General features: G+C 66.9%; 11 protein-coding genes. 8 read left to right on the plus strand and 3 right to left on the minus strand.

Features of this window, described 5'->3' with window-relative positions; all coding sequences use genetic code 11:
• The first annotated feature begins 28 nt into the window (after nucleotides 1-28).
• From BH95_RS23985 to BH95_RS23995, 3 genes are all read left to right on the plus strand, one after another.
• Nucleotides 29-2,782: an IniB N-terminal domain-containing protein gene (locus tag BH95_RS23985; protein ID WP_037184622.1), complete on the plus strand. Its 2,754-nt coding sequence runs from the start codon at nucleotides 29-31 to the stop codon at nucleotides 2,780-2,782.
• Nucleotides 2,783-2,885: 103 nt separating this feature from the next.
• On the plus strand, nucleotides 2,886-4,697 hold the full coding sequence (locus BH95_RS23990) for a dynamin family protein (protein ID WP_371828342.1): 1,812 nt from the start codon (nucleotides 2,886-2,888) through the stop codon (nucleotides 4,695-4,697).
• Nucleotides 4,694-6,148 (plus strand): dynamin family protein, encoded by a 1,455-nt coding sequence (locus BH95_RS23995; RefSeq protein WP_019663826.1) that lies wholly within the window; start codon nucleotides 4,694-4,696, stop codon nucleotides 6,146-6,148. Before BH95_RS23990 ends, BH95_RS23995 begins: the two co-directional genes overlap by 4 nt.
• Here BH95_RS23995 and BH95_RS24000 read toward each other — a convergent pair.
• Genes BH95_RS24000 through treS form a run of 3 tightly spaced genes read right to left on the minus strand, consistent with a single transcriptional unit; the run spans nucleotide 6,138 to nucleotide 9,936 of the window.
• Complete coding sequence (locus tag BH95_RS24000; protein ID WP_020110766.1) at nucleotides 6,138-7,088, minus strand: ABC transporter substrate-binding protein; 951 nt, start codon at nucleotides 7,086-7,088, stop codon at nucleotides 6,138-6,140. The two genes, BH95_RS23995 and BH95_RS24000, sit on opposite strands and share 11 nt — an antisense overlap.
• A gap of 51 nt (nucleotides 7,089-7,139) precedes the next feature.
• A complete protein-coding gene (locus BH95_RS24005) occupies nucleotides 7,140-7,715 on the minus strand; it encodes a hypothetical protein (protein ID WP_037184624.1) in 576 nt (191 codons plus the stop codon).
• Between the two features lie 40 nt (nucleotides 7,716-7,755).
• The gene (gene treS / locus BH95_RS24010; RefSeq protein ID WP_020110768.1) at nucleotides 7,756-9,936 is read right to left on the minus strand and encodes a maltose alpha-D-glucosyltransferase; all 2,181 of its coding nucleotides are present in this window, start codon (nucleotides 9,934-9,936) and stop codon (nucleotides 7,756-7,758) included.
• Nucleotides 9,937-10,165: 229 nt separating this feature from the next.
• Between treS and BH95_RS24015 the strand changes: the two genes are divergently transcribed.
• The 5 genes from BH95_RS24015 (at nucleotide 10,166) to BH95_RS24035 (ending at nucleotide 15,088) form a co-directional block, all read left to right on the plus strand.
• Nucleotides 10,166-10,666 carry a Pro-kumamolisin, activation domain family protein gene (locus BH95_RS24015; RefSeq protein ID WP_230595493.1) on the plus strand — a complete coding sequence of 167 codons (501 nt, stop codon included), beginning with the start codon at nucleotides 10,166-10,168 and terminating at the stop codon, nucleotides 10,664-10,666.
• A 283-nt stretch (nucleotides 10,667-10,949) separates the two neighbouring features.
• Nucleotides 10,950-12,794, plus strand: a complete 1,845-nt coding sequence (gene dnaK / locus BH95_RS24020) for a molecular chaperone DnaK (RefSeq protein WP_019663821.1) — start codon at nucleotides 10,950-10,952, stop codon at nucleotides 12,792-12,794.
• The gene (grpE, locus tag BH95_RS24025) at nucleotides 12,791-13,444 is read left to right on the plus strand and encodes a nucleotide exchange factor GrpE (RefSeq protein ID WP_020110770.1); all 654 of its coding nucleotides are present in this window, start codon (nucleotides 12,791-12,793) and stop codon (nucleotides 13,442-13,444) included. Before dnaK ends, grpE begins: the two co-directional genes overlap by 4 nt.
• A 31-nt stretch (nucleotides 13,445-13,475) precedes the next feature.
• On the plus strand, nucleotides 13,476-14,654 hold the full coding sequence (dnaJ, locus tag BH95_RS24030; protein ID WP_020110771.1) for a molecular chaperone DnaJ: 1,179 nt from the start codon (nucleotides 13,476-13,478) through the stop codon (nucleotides 14,652-14,654).
• Nucleotides 14,654-15,088: a heat shock protein transcriptional repressor HspR gene (locus BH95_RS24035; protein WP_080733820.1), complete on the plus strand. Its 435-nt coding sequence runs from the start codon at nucleotides 14,654-14,656 to the stop codon at nucleotides 15,086-15,088. The genes dnaJ and BH95_RS24035 overlap by 1 nt, the downstream gene beginning before the upstream one ends.
• Nucleotides 15,089-15,165 lie beyond the last annotated feature (77 nt).

Genomic DNA, 15,165 nt, shown 5'->3' on the forward strand with positions numbered 1-15,165 from the left:
CCGCTTCCGAACATCCAAGGAGCCTCAGATGGCCACCAACGCAGTACTCGACTTCATCCTCAGCCTGCTTCGCGACGACGAAGCCGCAGCCGCGTACTGCGCCAACCCCGAAGCAGCCCTCGCGGCCGCCGGCCTCGGCGACGTCTGCCACGCGGACATCGTCGCCGTCGCCCCGCTCGTCGCCGAGTCCGGCTTGTTCGCCGGAGCAGGTTCGCAGCTCTCCGCGATCCTCGGCGCAGGCGCCGGTGCGGCAGGCAGCCTCGACGGTTCCCTCGCCGGTGGCGCTGCCATCGGAGGCGGGCTGTCGACCGGACTCGGCCTCACCGCCGGAGCCGTCGTGGGCGGCGGACTCGCCGGCGGCGGTGTCATCGGTGGTGGACTGGGCGGTGGACTCGGCGGCGACATCGACTTCGCCGGCGACATCGCAGCCCAGATCGGCGCCGCCCTCACCGCAGCACTGGCGGCAGGCGGGCAGATCGGTGTCGAGCTGGGAGCAGCGTTCGGCGCGGCACTCGAAGCCTTCCTCGGCGCAGGCGCAGCGATCGGCGGTGGCCTCGATCTGGACGGCGGCCTCGGTCTCGGTGGTGACCTCGACCTCGGCGGCGCTCTGACCGGTCTCATCGGCGGCGGCCTCGGCTTGGGCGCCGGGATCGGCGCGGAGCTCGGTGCAGGCGTCACGGCTGGCCTGAACACGGCCCTCGACGCAGCGCTCGGCGCCGTCGGAGGAATCGACCTGGGCGCCATCGCCGGCGTCGAAGGGGCCCTCAGCGGAGCACTCGGTGCCGCATTCGGCATCGGCGGAGAGATCGGCGCCAACCTCGGCGCAGCACTCGGAAACGTCGTCGGCGCCGTCGTCGACGCGGGCCAGATCGATCTCGTGGGCGGCCTGGCAGGTGGCCTCGGAACCGCACTGACCGCAGGCCTCGGCCTCGGCGGAGGTGTCGCAGCCGGACTCGGATCGGCACTCGACGCAGCTATCGGCGCAGGCGCGGGCCTCGGCGGCGGACTGGGCGCAGGGCTGGACGGCGTGTTCGCTCTGCAGAGTGGTCTCGCGGCGGCTCTCGGATCCTCCCTCGGCGCCGTGCTCGACGCCGGCGCGCTGGCAGACCTCGATCTCGGTGGCCTCGCCGGACTGGACCTCGGCGGCATCGTGGCAGGCACCCTCGGAACCGCACTGGACCTCGACGCAGGCGTCGTCGGAGATCTGACCTCGTCCCTGGGAACCGCCATCGACGGCGCGCTGGGAGCGGGCCTGGGCGGTGCCGCGAATCTCGAAGGCATCCTGGGCGCGGCATTCGGAATCGGCGGAGAAGCAGGCGCAGGCCTCGGCGCCGCACTCGAAGGCATTGCAGGACTCGGCGCCGGGCTGGATCTGGGTGCGGCTCTCGGTGCAGGCGGAGCACTCGGCGGCGTCCTCGACGGAGCGTTGGACGCAGTCGTCGGAGCAGCAGGCGGCCTGGACCTCGCTACCGGTCTGGAAGGACTCTTCGAAGCCGACGGCGGCCTGGCGTCGACCATCGGATCCTCTCTCGGCGCCGTGCTCGACGCCGGTGCCCTCGCGGACCTCGACCTGGCGGGCGTCGCAACCGGCGACCTGGGCGCACTCGTCGGCGGAGCCGTCGGAACCGCGCTCGATCTCGACACCAGCGCAATCGGCAGCCTGACGGCGGCCCTCGGATCCGCGATCGACGCGTCCGCCGGGGTCGACCTCGACGCAGCAACGAACCTGGAAGGTGTTCTCGGAGCAGCCTTCGGCGTGGGTGGACAGGCAGGAGCCGACCTCGGCGCCGCACTGGACACGGTTCTCGACACCAGCGGAGCACTCGATCTCGGCGCAGCACTTGGCGGCGGCGCAGAACTGGGCGGAGCGTTGACCGGAGCAGTCGACGCAGCTCTCGGCGCTGCAGGCGGTGCCACGGGCGGTCTGACCGGCGGCGCGGCCGGTGACCTCGGTGCAGGCGCAGTCGGCGGCGTGACGGCAGGACTCGGCGGCGGACTCGCCGCCGTCGGCGGCGCAGGTGCAGGCCTGGCCGGCGGTCTCGGTGGCGGACTGTCCGGCCTCGGCTCCCTCGGCGGTGGACTGGCAGGCGGACTGGGCGGCGGACTGACCGGTGCAGTCGGCGGCGCGGTGGACGGTGCTGCTCAGGCAGGTGCCGGTCTCGGTGGCGGACTGGCAGGAACGGTCGACGGCGCGGTCCAAGGTGCAGCCGGACTCGGCGGCTCGGTCGCAGGCGGCGTCGACGGAACCGTCGGCGCGGGCGTGGACGCTGCAGCACAGGCAGGCGCCGGACTGGGTGCGGGTCTCGGCGCAGGCCTCGGTGCCGGTCTCGATGCGGGTGCGTCGGCAGGTGCAGGGATTGCAGGCGGATTGGCGAGCGGCGCAGCAGCCGGAACCGACATCGCAGGTGACGTTGCCGGCGGCCTCGCCGGCGGTGCGTCGGCTGGAGCCGACGTCGCAGGTGACGTGGCCGGCGGACTGCAGGGCGGAGTGGCCACGGGAGCAGACGTTCTCGGCGGCGCGGCAGGCGGACTGTCCGGCGGCTTCGACAGCGTCACCGACGCCGCGGGCAGCGCATCCGGCTCGTTCGACTCGCAGTACGACTCGCAGTTCGACTCCAGCAGCTGGTCTTCGGTGGACTCGAACGTGTTCGGTTCGGCGCAGTCCTCGCTGGACTCCTCGCTCCACTCGGAGGGCAGCCTGCACGGCGCCGCCGACAGCACCGCGGACTCGGTGGCCGACATCGCGTCGGTCGATCACCACACGGACCTGATCAACCCGTAACGTTCCACGAGGGAGAAGCACGGCCCCGGGCGGTTCTTCCGCCCGGGGCCTTTTCTCTCGTTAGAGTCAGGTCGGACGAATGCACGAGCACCGAAAGAAGGCCATGGACGGGCAAGCGAAACAGCTGGCCGAGTTGCTCGATCGAACTGCGGCAGTGGCGCAGACGGTCGGTCGCTCCGATCTGGTGTCGAGGATGGAACTCGCGAAGGAACGGGTACTCGACCCCAGGAGACGCATCGTCGTCGTCGGCCCGTTGAAACAGGGAAAAAGCCAATTCGTCAACTCGCTGCTGAACCTGAACGTCTGTTCCGTCGGCGACGACGAGACGACGGCCATTCCGACCGTCGTGCAGAACTCCGAGCGTTCCTATGCCGAACTGGTGCTTGCCGATCCCGGTAACGACGCCGTGCGCGTCGAGGTTCCGCTGGACGAGCTGCAGAACATCACCCCGGCCAGCCCGCGAGCCGAGGGACGCGAAGTGCTCAGGCTCGAAGTGAACGTTCCGAGTCCCCTGCTCGCCGACGGATTGGTGCTGGTGGACACCCCCGGCGTCGGCGGTCACGGAAACCCGCATGCAGCAGGAACTCTCGGCCTCGTACCGTCCGCGGACGCAGTGCTCGTCGTGTCCGATGCCAGCCGCGAGTTCACCGAACCCGAAATTGCCTTCCTCCGTCAGGTTCTCGGCCTGTGCCCGTCGGTCGCAGTGCTGATCACCAAGACCGACCTGTACCCCCACTGGCGTTCGATCGTGGACGCCAACCGCGCACACCTGCAGCGCGAAGGTCTGGACGTGCCGATGATCTCGCTGTCCTCGCTGCTCCGCTCGCACGCACTACGACTCAGCGACGAGGAACTGAACGTCGAATCCGGTTTCCCCGACCTCTACGCGTTCCTGCGGGACAACGTGGTCGCGCGCGCCGACGCCACCACCCGAACGGCAGTGTCGCTCGACATCCGTTCCGTCGCAGAACACCTGACACTCGCCATGGGAAGCGAACTCGCCGCTCTTCGTGACCCGGAACGAGCCGCTGCAGCAGTGGCCGGTCTGCAACGAGCCAAAGCCGCCGCCGAGGAACTGCACAAGAAGACCTCCCAATGGCAACAGACTCTCGCCGACGGCATCGCCGACCTGGCGTCGGACATCGATCATGATCTTCGGGATCGGCTGCGCAGGGTGACCCGCGAAGCGGAGGAGACCGTGGACGAGGGCGATCCCGGCTCCGACTGGGCCGAGCTGGGGGATTGGCTGGAGGAGCAGATCGCGGCGTCGGTCGGCGACAATTTCGTGTGGGCGCACGAGCGCGCGCTGTGGTTGGCCGAGCTCGTTGCCGAGCACTTCGCTGCCGCAGGGGCGGTGGCGCTCCCCGATCTCGATCTCGGTGATCTCGACGACGTGCTCGATCCCGTTGCGTCGCTGGCAGATCTGGAGACGGGCAAGATCGGCATCACGCAGAAGGTGCTCGTCGGGATGCGCGGTTCCTACGGCGGTGTGCTGATGTTCGGCCTGATCACCACCTTCGTCGGCCTGAGTCTGCTCAACCCCATCTCGATCGGCGCGGGTGTCCTCCTCGGAACCAAGGCGTACAAGGAGGACAAGGAGAACCGCGTTCGGACCAGGCGCTCCGAGGCCAAGATGGCGATCAGGCGATTCACCGACGACGTGAGCTTCCAGGTGGGCAAGGAATCGAAGGATCGCCTTCGGCAGATCCAACGGGTTCTGCGCGATCACTTCACGTCGATCGCGGAGCAGACCCTGCGGTCACTGAACGATTCGTTGCGGGCAGCGCAGGAAGCCGCCAACGTCGAACAGACAGAACGCGGCACGCGCACAGCACAGTTGGATCGTGAGATGAAAGTGGTAGCCGAGTTGAGCGAGCGGGCGGCTGCGTTGGTTCCGAGCGAGAAGTCGCTGTGACGACGCTGGCCGATGCTCGTGCTCTGATCACCGCGGCTCGAAGCGCGTACTCCATCGACACCTACGGTGCGGCGACGTTGACCGCATGCTTGGAGCGGTTGGATCAGCCGCTGCGGGTGGCGCTGGCGGGGTCACTGAAGGCGGGTAAATCCACTCTGCTCAATTCGCTTGTCGGCCAGGACATCGCGCCGACCGACGCGACCGAGTGCACCAAGGTCGTGACGTGGTACCGCAGCGGTGCGACCCCGAGCGTCACGGCCTGGTACGACGGCGACCGATCCGCTCACGTTCCGGTACAGCGTCGCAGTGGGCGTCTGACGTTCGATCTGGGTGACCTGACGGCGACTCAGGTCGACCGACTCGACGTCGAATGGCCCGCGCGGGCGTTGACGCACACCACCATCATCGACACCCCCGGTACCTCGTCCTTGTCTCGGGACGTGTCGGCGCGGACGCTGTCGATGCTGACGCCGGAGAACGCGTCGTCCGGGGCGGATGCCGTCGTGTATCTGCTGCGGACGCTCAACGCGACGGACGTGTCGTTTCTCGGTCAGATCGGCGCCCACGTCGGCGGCGAATCGGGGCCTCTCGGTGTCGTCGGTGTCGTGTCGCGTGCCGACGAGGTCGGTGCGGGCCGGATGGACGCGATGATGTCGGCCAAGGAAGTGGCGGCCAGGTTCGCCTCGGAACTGGAGGCGACCGGACTGTGCCAGGCCGTCGTGCCCGTCGCCGGCTTGCTCGCGTTGGCCGCGGAAACGTTGCGGCAGGCGGAGTTCGCCGCCTTCGAGGTCCTCGCCCAGGTGCCCGACGAGGACCTGCAGTTGGCGATGTTGTCCGCCGACAGGTTCTCACGGCCCGGGCTGTTGCCGGTCGACGCGGACCTGCGTGCGTCGATCGTCGACCGGTTCGGCCTCTTCGGAATCCGCATGGCCGTCACGCTCGTCAAGCTCGGTGTGCGGGATTCGCCCACGCTGGCAGCGGAACTCGTCGAACGCAGTGGGCTCGACGAGCTCAGATCCGTCATCGACGTTCAGTTCGGCCAGCGCGCGGATCAGCTGAAACTGCATTCGGCGTTGGTGACGTTGCAGCGGACGCTGGAGGCTCGGCCCATTGCCGAGTCTGCACAGTTCCGTGCCGAAGCCGGGCGGATGCTCGCCGACGTCCACGGTTTCCAGGAGCTGCGGTTGCTGGGCAAGATGCGCGGAACGACGCCCACGCTCCCGGAGGCCGAACTCGCCGAATTGCAGAGGCTCATCGGCGGATTCGGCATCGACTCCTGGGTGCGGCTCGGCCTCGATCCGGATTCCGGGCAGGCGGAACGCTACGACCGTGCGCGCGCCGCCGCCCAGAAGTGGCGCAGACTGGCCGACCATCCGCTTCTCGACCAGTTCACCGCGCGGGCGTGCGGGGTCGCCGCTCGTAGTGCGGAGGGTATCGCGGCTACGACGTAGGCGTGTACAGCTGCTCGGCCAGATCGAGACTCCACAGCGCGGTGATCGGCCCGCCGTCGTTGGTGAACTTGTCGGTCCGCACGACTCGGTTCGACTGCACCGCAGGCAGGCCGGTCCACAGCGGATTGGCGTTCAGTGCACGCAACTCCTCCTCCGAGGTGATCGCAGCGACGAGCGCCTGCGCGTCGGAGATCTCCGACAGGTTCTCCGGTCCGAGATCCAGCTCGGGCGTCGCCCGGTCCCACGCGCTGCTGAAGTTGGCGCCGACGTCGATCAGGGCGGCGGCCGACACGCGCTCACGACCGATCGAGATTCCGCTGCCGTCGGATGTGGTGATCGGCAGAACCTCGGTGTTCGCGATGGCGTCGGCGTGGTCGGTCTTGATCTGCTCGACGCGGGCGTCGTACTCGTCGACGATCTCGGCCGCGCGGTCCTGCATGTTCAAGGCGTCGCCGATGGCGTCGACGTCCTGCTGCCAGGTGATGCCGGTGCCGTTCGAGCCGACGGGCAGCACCGGCGCGACGGCGCTGAGCTGGTCGTAGATCTCCTCGATCACTTCGTTGCGGCCGATGATCAGGTCGGGGTCGACGCGAGCGATCGATTCGACGTCGATGACGTTGCGTGGGAACAGCTCGGGCACCCCGGCGTCGCGCAGGCTCTTCATCGGTTCGGTGAGCGGGCCGGGAATTTCCGGCGGCGCTTCGGTCTCGACAGGCATACCGATCACCGGCAGATCGAACGCGATGGCGATGTCCAGGTCGCGCCTGCCGTCGATGACGACGACGGACTCGATCGTGTCCGGAACGGCGACGGTACCGAACTCGGTAACGACGTCATGGGTGCCGGACGCGGACGGCGTCGACTCGTCGGTGGAGCTACACGAGGCGGCCAGCACGATCAGCGCGAGTGCGGCGGAAGCGCGGAGGAGTGGTGTTTTCACCTGGCAAGTAAAGCAAGCCTAAGCATGTATACAACAATCGGGCGGCGAAGATCACTTCCCGGAGAGGCCGCTCCCCGCCGCCACCGCGGCGATGCCCGCACACCCCGCCCCGACAAGAGGAGCCCACTGAAGCGCGCCCGCCGCCACCGACCCGGCGTCGGACATGAAGGACCAGAACAGCACGAACGCGCCCGTCGCAGCCAACCCTGCCACGAGCAGTACGACGCCTGACAGGGAGCGGAGCCCGCTCAGTGCCCCATGGGATCGTGACCTTCCGGATGCCGCGAGGCTCAAACCGAGTGCCGCGACTATCAGCAGCACGGCGCCCACCCCAGCGCTCCCGAGCAACGTCACGGTCACCGTGTCCGAGATCTCCGACGCGGTGGCGCCGGAACCGTCGTCCGACACCGCGGTTTCGAGCGCAGAGCGCACCGCGTCGTAGTTCAGAGCAACGACGGCTGCCAGTGCCAGCGCGACGACGGTCACGGCGGCCCAAGCACCGAGGGCCATCCGGAAGGCAACGCTCGATCCCCTCGAGTCCTGGCGCGGCCGGAGCGGCTCGACGGCGAACTCGGGGCGCTCCGGCTGCGGGCGAAGTTCTCGGCGGTTGTTCTCCGGTTCGGTCACGGGTGAAGATCCTATCCGTCGACGTACCGGAGCTTCTGCACTAGCGCAGGATCACCGGGATTCCTTGGTACGGGCCCAGTGTCAACGGGAAACTGTTCAACTCGTCGACGACGCCGATGTCCGAATCGTCGAACATGTCGTACACCCCGGCACCCGCGGTGAGATGCTTCGACTGAATTGTCGCGGCCACCTCGTCGGACGTGAAGTTGATGACGGTTGCCTGGATGGTGCCCTGACCCAGTTCGTGAACCAACACCAGCAGGCCCTTGTGCGACACCGTCGGCACGTCCAGCTGCTGGGCGGTGGCGATTCCGTACCTGTTGCGCAACTCGATGATTCGCGCGAGCCTGCGGGCGAAGGACGACGGGTCCTTCAGCTGCTCGGGCAGCGAACCGTAGAGGCTGCGGCCTCGGGGAATACCGGACTCGGAGCGCACCGCATCCGGGTAGCTGTCCATCAGGTCGTGCGCGCCACGGTTGATCCAGCGCGTGTCGCCCTCACGGATGAGGTCGGCCACGTCGTCGGCGTCGATGGGCAGGATGCCCAGCAGATCCCAGCCGGACAGCGCGAACACGCCCGGCTGCAGCGCGTTGTACATCGCGAGCATCAAATGCGCCGTCTTCACCGTCTCGATGTCGGACTCGTCCATGCGATCGAGATCACGGATGCCGAGCGAGGCAGTGATGACACTGGCTGTGGTGCAGGCGATTCCGTTGGTGGTGAACGTGCGGTTGTACGGCGCCCAGCGGCCGGTCAGGCGATCGGTCAGTTCCGCGCGAATCTGATCACCGAGGTCGGACCCCTTCACCACTTCACCGCAGTACTCGAACTCGTCCTCGGCATGCAGTGTGGCGAAGTGGATGAGCTCGAAGGTCAGCTCGTCGTGATTCTGCAGTGCGTGCACCAGCGATGCCGGGTCGACGCCGTGATCGCGCGCCAACGTCATTGTCAGGCGCAGGAACTCCGTGTTTCCCATGACCAGAGCGTGGTGGTAGGCGGGCCGGTTGATGAAGTCGTACGACAGATCGGCGCCGTTGGTGCCCATGGCTTTGATGTCGTCGATCGTCAGATTCAGCTCCTGGAAGGTGAACCCTCCCATCTTGCGCACCACGCTGGCGATCAGGTGATTCGCGGCCTCGGACAGGGGATGCCCCTCGGACCAGCCTGGACCCTCGGCGCGGCGTTCGACGCCCAGGAATCCGTTGGCGTCCAACCGAAGTGCACCCGCACCGAGATCGGCGATCGAATGGCACGCATCGCCGATCACCAGGCGCATCCCCGCGAACGAGGGGTCCAGCCAGTTGATCGACGGTTGTCCCGCCTTGAAGTAGTGCAGATACACCCAGCGTCGCTCGACGCCGTCGACGCCGACGACGGGAGCCGTTGCGCTCCAGTTGGTTTCCTTGACGCCCAACTCGTAGAAGATCACCCGCTGCAACTGGCCGATGATGTAGCCGGCGCGCGCGAGATTGGCCTCTGCCTCGGCATCGATGTTCTGCGAATCCGCCCCTGCGCGTACGCGGGGGAGCAGGTGCCAGTCCTGCGGCTCGATCTCGACCATGTGGTAGATGCCCGGATAGTCCGCGACGGCCATCTCGGCGAGCCGGAAATCCGCGCCCTTGCCGGTGTGGCCGGGCACGATGTCGTCGATGACGATCCCGTCGTACGCGGCCGCGACGACGCACAGGCGTCGGAACTCGTCCTCGGAGCCGAACGCCGGGTCGATCTGCATGCCGATGCGGTCGAAGTGGCCGTCGACCGACGGTGTCGGTCGCCATCCGTGAATACCACCCGCGACCTTGACCGGTCCGGTGTGGACTGCGGTGATCCCGATGTCGGAGAACGCCTGCCACAGGGCCTCGTCGCCGAGGGTGTTGAGAAAGCTGGTGCGCGGAGCGTTGATCACGGAGATCGGGTACGCGGTGAACCAGACGGGTGCGCGCTCGACGGCACCGCGCGGATTGGGGTCCGCATACGGGTTCTGCCACATGCTGCCCTTGCCGGAGAGCTGCTCGGCGATGAGCTTGGCGTCGCGCAGCATCGACTGCTCGGTGAGCCACTCGACGTATTCGGCATTGTCGGCCGAGGGCTCGCCGTCCTGCGGTGTGGAACCGTTTCGGTTCGCTCGACGTACGGAGGGGCGCAGTGGCTTGGGCCTGGCCGGATAGAACTTCTCGTCGTAGGTGATCTCGCTCGGTTCGTGCTGCACTTCGGGATCCATGTGCCTCCGTAGCCTCGCTTTCTTCCAAACCCTACGTACCCGGCGCTGCTTCTGCAGAGTTCCCCGCATGCCCTGAAAATTGGGGGTCGAAACCGAATTACAGGCGTGTAAGCCGAGACAACCGGTGTATCGGACCGTGTCCGTATCGAGACTGGCCGGTCTGGAAAGTCTGCTTGTAATAGGTAATAGTTGAACGCAACAACAGCCACTTCAGTCACAGGAGTCACACATGCGTCGCTTTGCCCGCACCACAGTCTTGGCCTCGACGGCCGTGTTCGCCGCCGCCGTCGGTGCGGTCGCCCTGGCGCCCATCGCGTCGGCCGAGCCCGAGCCGACGGCCCCGGAATTCGGATCCTCGGTCGCGGAATCGACCGACCTGGTCGTCACGCTCGGAACCACGTGCGTCGACAAGACCGCCGACAAGCCCGAGGACGGCAAGGTCGTCGCACTCGAGGTGACGGTGAAGAACGTCGGCGAGAGCGACGCCGCGAACGTCTCGGTGAACTACGGAGCTATCCCGGCTCCCGCCGGTGCCGTCACCGAGGACAAGATCGTCAAGGGCGAAGACGCCACCATCACCGTTCCCAGTGGGGACGCGGCGTGGGTCTCCCGTCCCGCCGGAGCCGTGGCCTTCTCTCCTCAGCTCGACGCCAACTACGTGGACAACGTCAAGGTCGAGTTCCTGACCCTGGATTGCTCCCCGGCCGAACCCGTCGAGGACGGCGAGTAGAAGCTCTGTTTCCAGCCCGCACACCGGAGGGCGCACCGACTACGCACGACGAACTACGCCGCGACGAGCATCTGCCGTCGCGGCGTAGTGCTGTCCCGCACCCTCATGTAAGAGCGCGGAGCGCCCGGCCGGGAACAAATCTGCAACCGCCTCCGTTGGAGCTTTCGTAGCCTTGAGTGGATGGGGCTCAAGTCCGGTTTGACAGAAGTCGAAAACGTCTTGCAGACTTGAGTGCAGTTCGCTCATCTAGGAACCAATCAAGCAACAAACAGGAGGAAACACTATGGCTCGTGCGGTCGGTATCGACCTCGGGACCACCAACTCGGTCGTGTCCGTCCTCGAGGGCGGCGAGCCGGTTGTGGTCGCCAACTCCGAGGGATCACGCACCACCCCGTCGATCGTCGCTTTCGCCAAGAACGGTGAAGTGCTCGTCGGCCAGCCCGCGAAGAACCAGGCGGTTACCAACGTCGACCGCACGATTCGTTCCGTCAAGCGCCACATCGGCACGGACTGGACCGTCTCGATCGACGACAAGAAGTACACCTCGCAGGAGATCTCCGCGCGCACGCTGCAGAAGCTGAAGCGCGACGCCGAGGCTTACCTGGGCGAGGAAATCACCGACGCGGTCATCACCGTTCCGGCGTACTTCGAGGACGCGCAGCGCCAGGCAACCAAGGAAGCCGGCCAGATCGCGGGCCTCAACGTTCTGCGCATCGTCAACGAGCCCACCGCGGCTGCGCTGGCATACGGCCTGGACAAGGGCGACAGCGAGCAGACCATTCTGGTCTTCGACCTCGGTGGCGGCACCTTCGACGTCTCCCTGCTGGAAATCGGCGACGGCGTCGTCGAGGTCCGTGCAACGTCCGGTGACAACCACCTCGGTGGTGACGACTGGGACGAGCGGATCGTGACCTGGCTCGTGGACAAGTTCAAGGCTCAGAACGGCATCGATCTGACCAAGGACAAGATGGCCCTGCAGCGCCTGCGTGAGGCTGCGGAGAAGGCGAAGATCGAACTGTCCTCCGGACAGAGCACCTCGATCAACCTCCCGTACATCACGGTCGACGGCGACAAGAACCCGCTGTTCCTCGACGAGCAGCTCAGCCGCTCCGAGTTCCAGAAAATCACCTCCGACCTGCTCGACCGCACCCGTGCGCCGTTCCAGGCAGTGGTCAAGGACTCCGGCATCGCCGTCAAGGACATCGACCACGTCGTGCTCGTCGGTGGTTCGACGCGTATGCCTGCCGTCTCCGAGCTGGTCAAGGAGCTCTCCGGTGGACGCGAGCCCAACAAGGGCGTCAACCCGGACGAGGTCGTGGCCGTCGGTGCTGCACTGCAGGCCGGTGTGCTCAAGGGTGAGGTCAAGGACGTTCTGCTCCTCGACGTCACGCCGCTGTCCCTCGGCATCGAGACCAAGGGTGGCGTGATGACCAAGCTCATCGAGCGCAACACCACCATCCCGACGAAGCGGTCCGAGACCTTCACCACCGCTGACGACAATCAGCCTTCGGTGCAGATCCAGGTCTTCCAGGGTGAGCGCGAGATCGCCTCGCACAACAAGCTCCTCGGCTCGTTCGAGTTGACCGAGCTGCCCCCGGCTCCTCGCGGCGTCCCGCAGATCGAGGTCACCTTCGACATCGACGCCAACGGCATCGTGCACGTCACGGCCAAGGACAAGGGCACCGGCAAGGAAAACACGATCAAGATCCAGGACGGCTCCGGTCTGTCCAAGGAAGAGATCGACCGCATGGTCGCCGACGCGGAAGCTCACGCCGACGAGGACAAGGCTCGTCGCGAAGAGGCCGAGGTCCGCAACCAGGCCGAGTCGCTCGTCCACCAGACGGAGAAGTTCGTCAAGGACAACGAGGACAAGGTCGACGCCGAGCTCAAGGGACGCGTCGAGACAGCCATCGAAGAGGCCAAGTCGGCTCTCGCAGGCAGCGACATCTCGGCAGTGAAGACCGCCGTGGAGAAGCTGTCGACCGAGTCGCAGGCTCTCGGCACCGCCATCTACGAGGCTCAGGCCAAGGAACAGGGCGGCGCAGAAGGGGGAGCTCAGGCTGCTGACGACGGTGTCGTCGACGCAGAAGTTGTCGACGAGCCGGCCGACGACGCGGAGAAGAAGTGAGCCCCCGCGACAGCGATCACGATCTGCAGCACACCGAGCAGGAACCGGTCACTTTCGTGGACAAGCGAAAGATCGATCCCCAGACCGGTGAGCCTCGGGAAGGTGACGCAGTACCGGAGCCCCTCGCGGGCACCGGCACTGCGCCCCAACCCGACTCGGTGGACGACGAGGGCATCGAAGCAGAGGTGGTCGTCGACCCGCGTGACACGCAGGTCTCCGAACTCACTGCGGATCTGCAGCGAGTGTCGGCGGAGTACGCCAACTATCGGCGTCGAACCGATCGGGAGAAGCAGACGGGAGCGGAGAACGCCAAGGCGTCCGTCGTGTCCCAGCTTCTTCCCGTCCTCGACGATCTCGAGCGTGCGCGTCAGCACGGCGATCTCGAGACCGGGCCGCTGAAGTCGGTGGCGGACAAGTTGGCGGGAGTGTTCGCCAACATCGGTCTGACCACGTTCGGCGCCGAGGGTGACGCGTTCGACCCGGCGGTCCACGAGGCCGTCTCGCACGAGGGCGACGGAAGTAATCCCGTCGTAGGGACCCTGATGCGTCCGGGCTACAAACTCGGCGAGCGGGTTCTGCGGACAGCAATGGTCGGCGTCGTCGACGATGCTGGACAGCACTCGGATGCGCCTGCATCCGACGAGCAGTAAAAAGAGATAGCGCGGAAGGAGGAAACGCCCGGTGAGCCAGCGGGAGTGGATCGAGAAGGACTTCTACAAGGAGCTGGGCGTTTCCTCCAGCGCATCTGCAGAAGAGATCAAGAAGGCGTACCGCAAGTTGGCGCGGGACAATCACCCCGACGCCAACCCCGGCAACGCCAAAGCCGAGGAGAAGTTCAAGGCCGTCAGCGAGGCCAATGCGGTCCTGACGGACCCGGCGAAACGCAAGGAGTACGACGAGGCCAGGCGGCTGTTCGCGTCGGGCGGCTTCGGTCGCCAGGGCGGCGGCGGATTCAGTCCTGGTGCAGGCGGATTCGGCGGCGGCGGGCAAACGTTCGACGTCGGCGACATCTTCGGTCAAGGTGGTGGCGACGGCGGTATCGGCGACCTGTTCGGTGGCCTGTTCAACCGCGGCGGCACTCAGCAGCGCACCTCGAGCAGTCGTCCGCGACGCGGAAGCGACGTCGAGACCGAGACCACTCTCGGTTTCCGTGAAGCCACGCAGGGTGTGACGGTTCCGCTGCGTCTGACCAGTCCGTCGTCCTGCACCACGTGCCACGGCAGCGGTGCCAAGCCCGGGACCAGTCCGCGGGTGTGCCCCAAGTGCAACGGCGCGGGCGTGATCAACCGCAACCAGGGAGCGTTCGGGTTCAGCGAGCCGTGCGACGACTGCCGCGGGACCGGTTCGATCATCGACGACCCGTGCGCCGACTGCCGCGGAACGGGCGTGCAGAACCGCACCCGCACGATCACCGTGCGCGTGCCACCGGGCGTGTCCGACGGTCAGAAGATCCGTCTCGCCGGCCAAGGTGAAGCAGGACTCCGCGGAGCTCCGTCGGGTGACCTGTTCGTCACGGTGCGCGTGCGAGCGGACAAGGTGTTCGGACGCGACGGCGACAATCTGACGGTCACCGTCCCGGTCAGCTACGGCGAGTTGGTACTCGGAACCACGCTGTCGGTTCCCACGCTCGACGGCCGCGTCGGCGTGAAGGTGCCGCCGGGAACTGTCGACGGTCGGGTGCTGCGCGTCCGCGGACGAGGTGTTCCGAAGAAGACAGGTACTCCCGGTGACCTCATGGTCACGGTCAAGGTCGCTGTACCGCAGAAGCTCGACGACCCGGCCACCGAAGCATTGAACGCTTATCTGGAAGCCGAGAAGGCCAGCGGATTCGACCCGCGGGCCGGGTGGGCAGGTGCGTAATGACTGTTCCTACTGGCGGGGGTTCGGGCCAAGGTAATTCTGGTCGTTCCGCAGGCTCCACTCCCGGTGACCCCGACGCTCAGGTCTTCGTCATCTCCGTAGCTGCACAGCTTGCGGGAATGCACGCCCAGACGCTGCGCACCTACGACCGCCTGGGTCTGGTCACCCCGCACCGGACCACCGGCGGTGGGCGTCGGTACTCGCCCCGCGACGTCGCGTTGCTCCGCGAGGTGCAGAGGTTGTCGCAGGACGAAGGGGTCAACCTCGCCGGCATCAAGCGCATCATCGAGCTGACCAACCAAGTCGAAGCTCTGCAGGCGCGAGTGTCCGAGCTCGCCCAGGAACTCGCGAACGTCCACGCGAGCTACCGCCGCGACCTCGTACCGGTTCAGCGGAACGCTCTCGTCGTCTGGAAACCGCGCAACCAGCGCTGACAACCGACCCACGCTCGCCGACGCCTGTGCGTCGGCGAGCTTTTTCATGCCCGGGCCCCGGCTGCCTCGGCACCCCG

Source organism: Rhodococcoides fascians A44A (assembly GCF_000760735.1).
Lineage (GTDB): Bacteria > Actinomycetota > Actinomycetes > Mycobacteriales > Mycobacteriaceae > Rhodococcoides > Rhodococcoides fascians_E.

What these genes read in the sequence shown, in the direction of transcription:
- BH95_RS23985 (WP_037184622.1), top strand. Translation starts at nt 29, where the DNA reads ATGGCCACCAACGCAGTACTCGACTTCATCCTCAGCCTGCTTCGCGAC.
- BH95_RS23990 (WP_371828342.1), top strand. Translation starts at nt 2,886, where the DNA reads ATGGACGGGCAAGCGAAACAGCTGGCCGAGTTGCTCGATCGAACTGCG.
- treS (WP_020110768.1), bottom strand. Translation starts at nt 9,936, where the DNA reads ATGGATCCCGAAGTGCAGCACGAACCGAGCGAGATCACCTACGACGAG.
- BH95_RS24015 (WP_230595493.1), top strand. Translation starts at nt 10,166, where the DNA reads ATGCGTCGCTTTGCCCGCACCACAGTCTTGGCCTCGACGGCCGTGTTC.
- dnaK (WP_019663821.1), top strand. Translation starts at nt 10,950, where the DNA reads ATGGCTCGTGCGGTCGGTATCGACCTCGGGACCACCAACTCGGTCGTG.
- BH95_RS24035 (WP_080733820.1), top strand. Translation starts at nt 14,654, where the DNA reads ATGACTGTTCCTACTGGCGGGGGTTCGGGCCAAGGTAATTCTGGTCGT.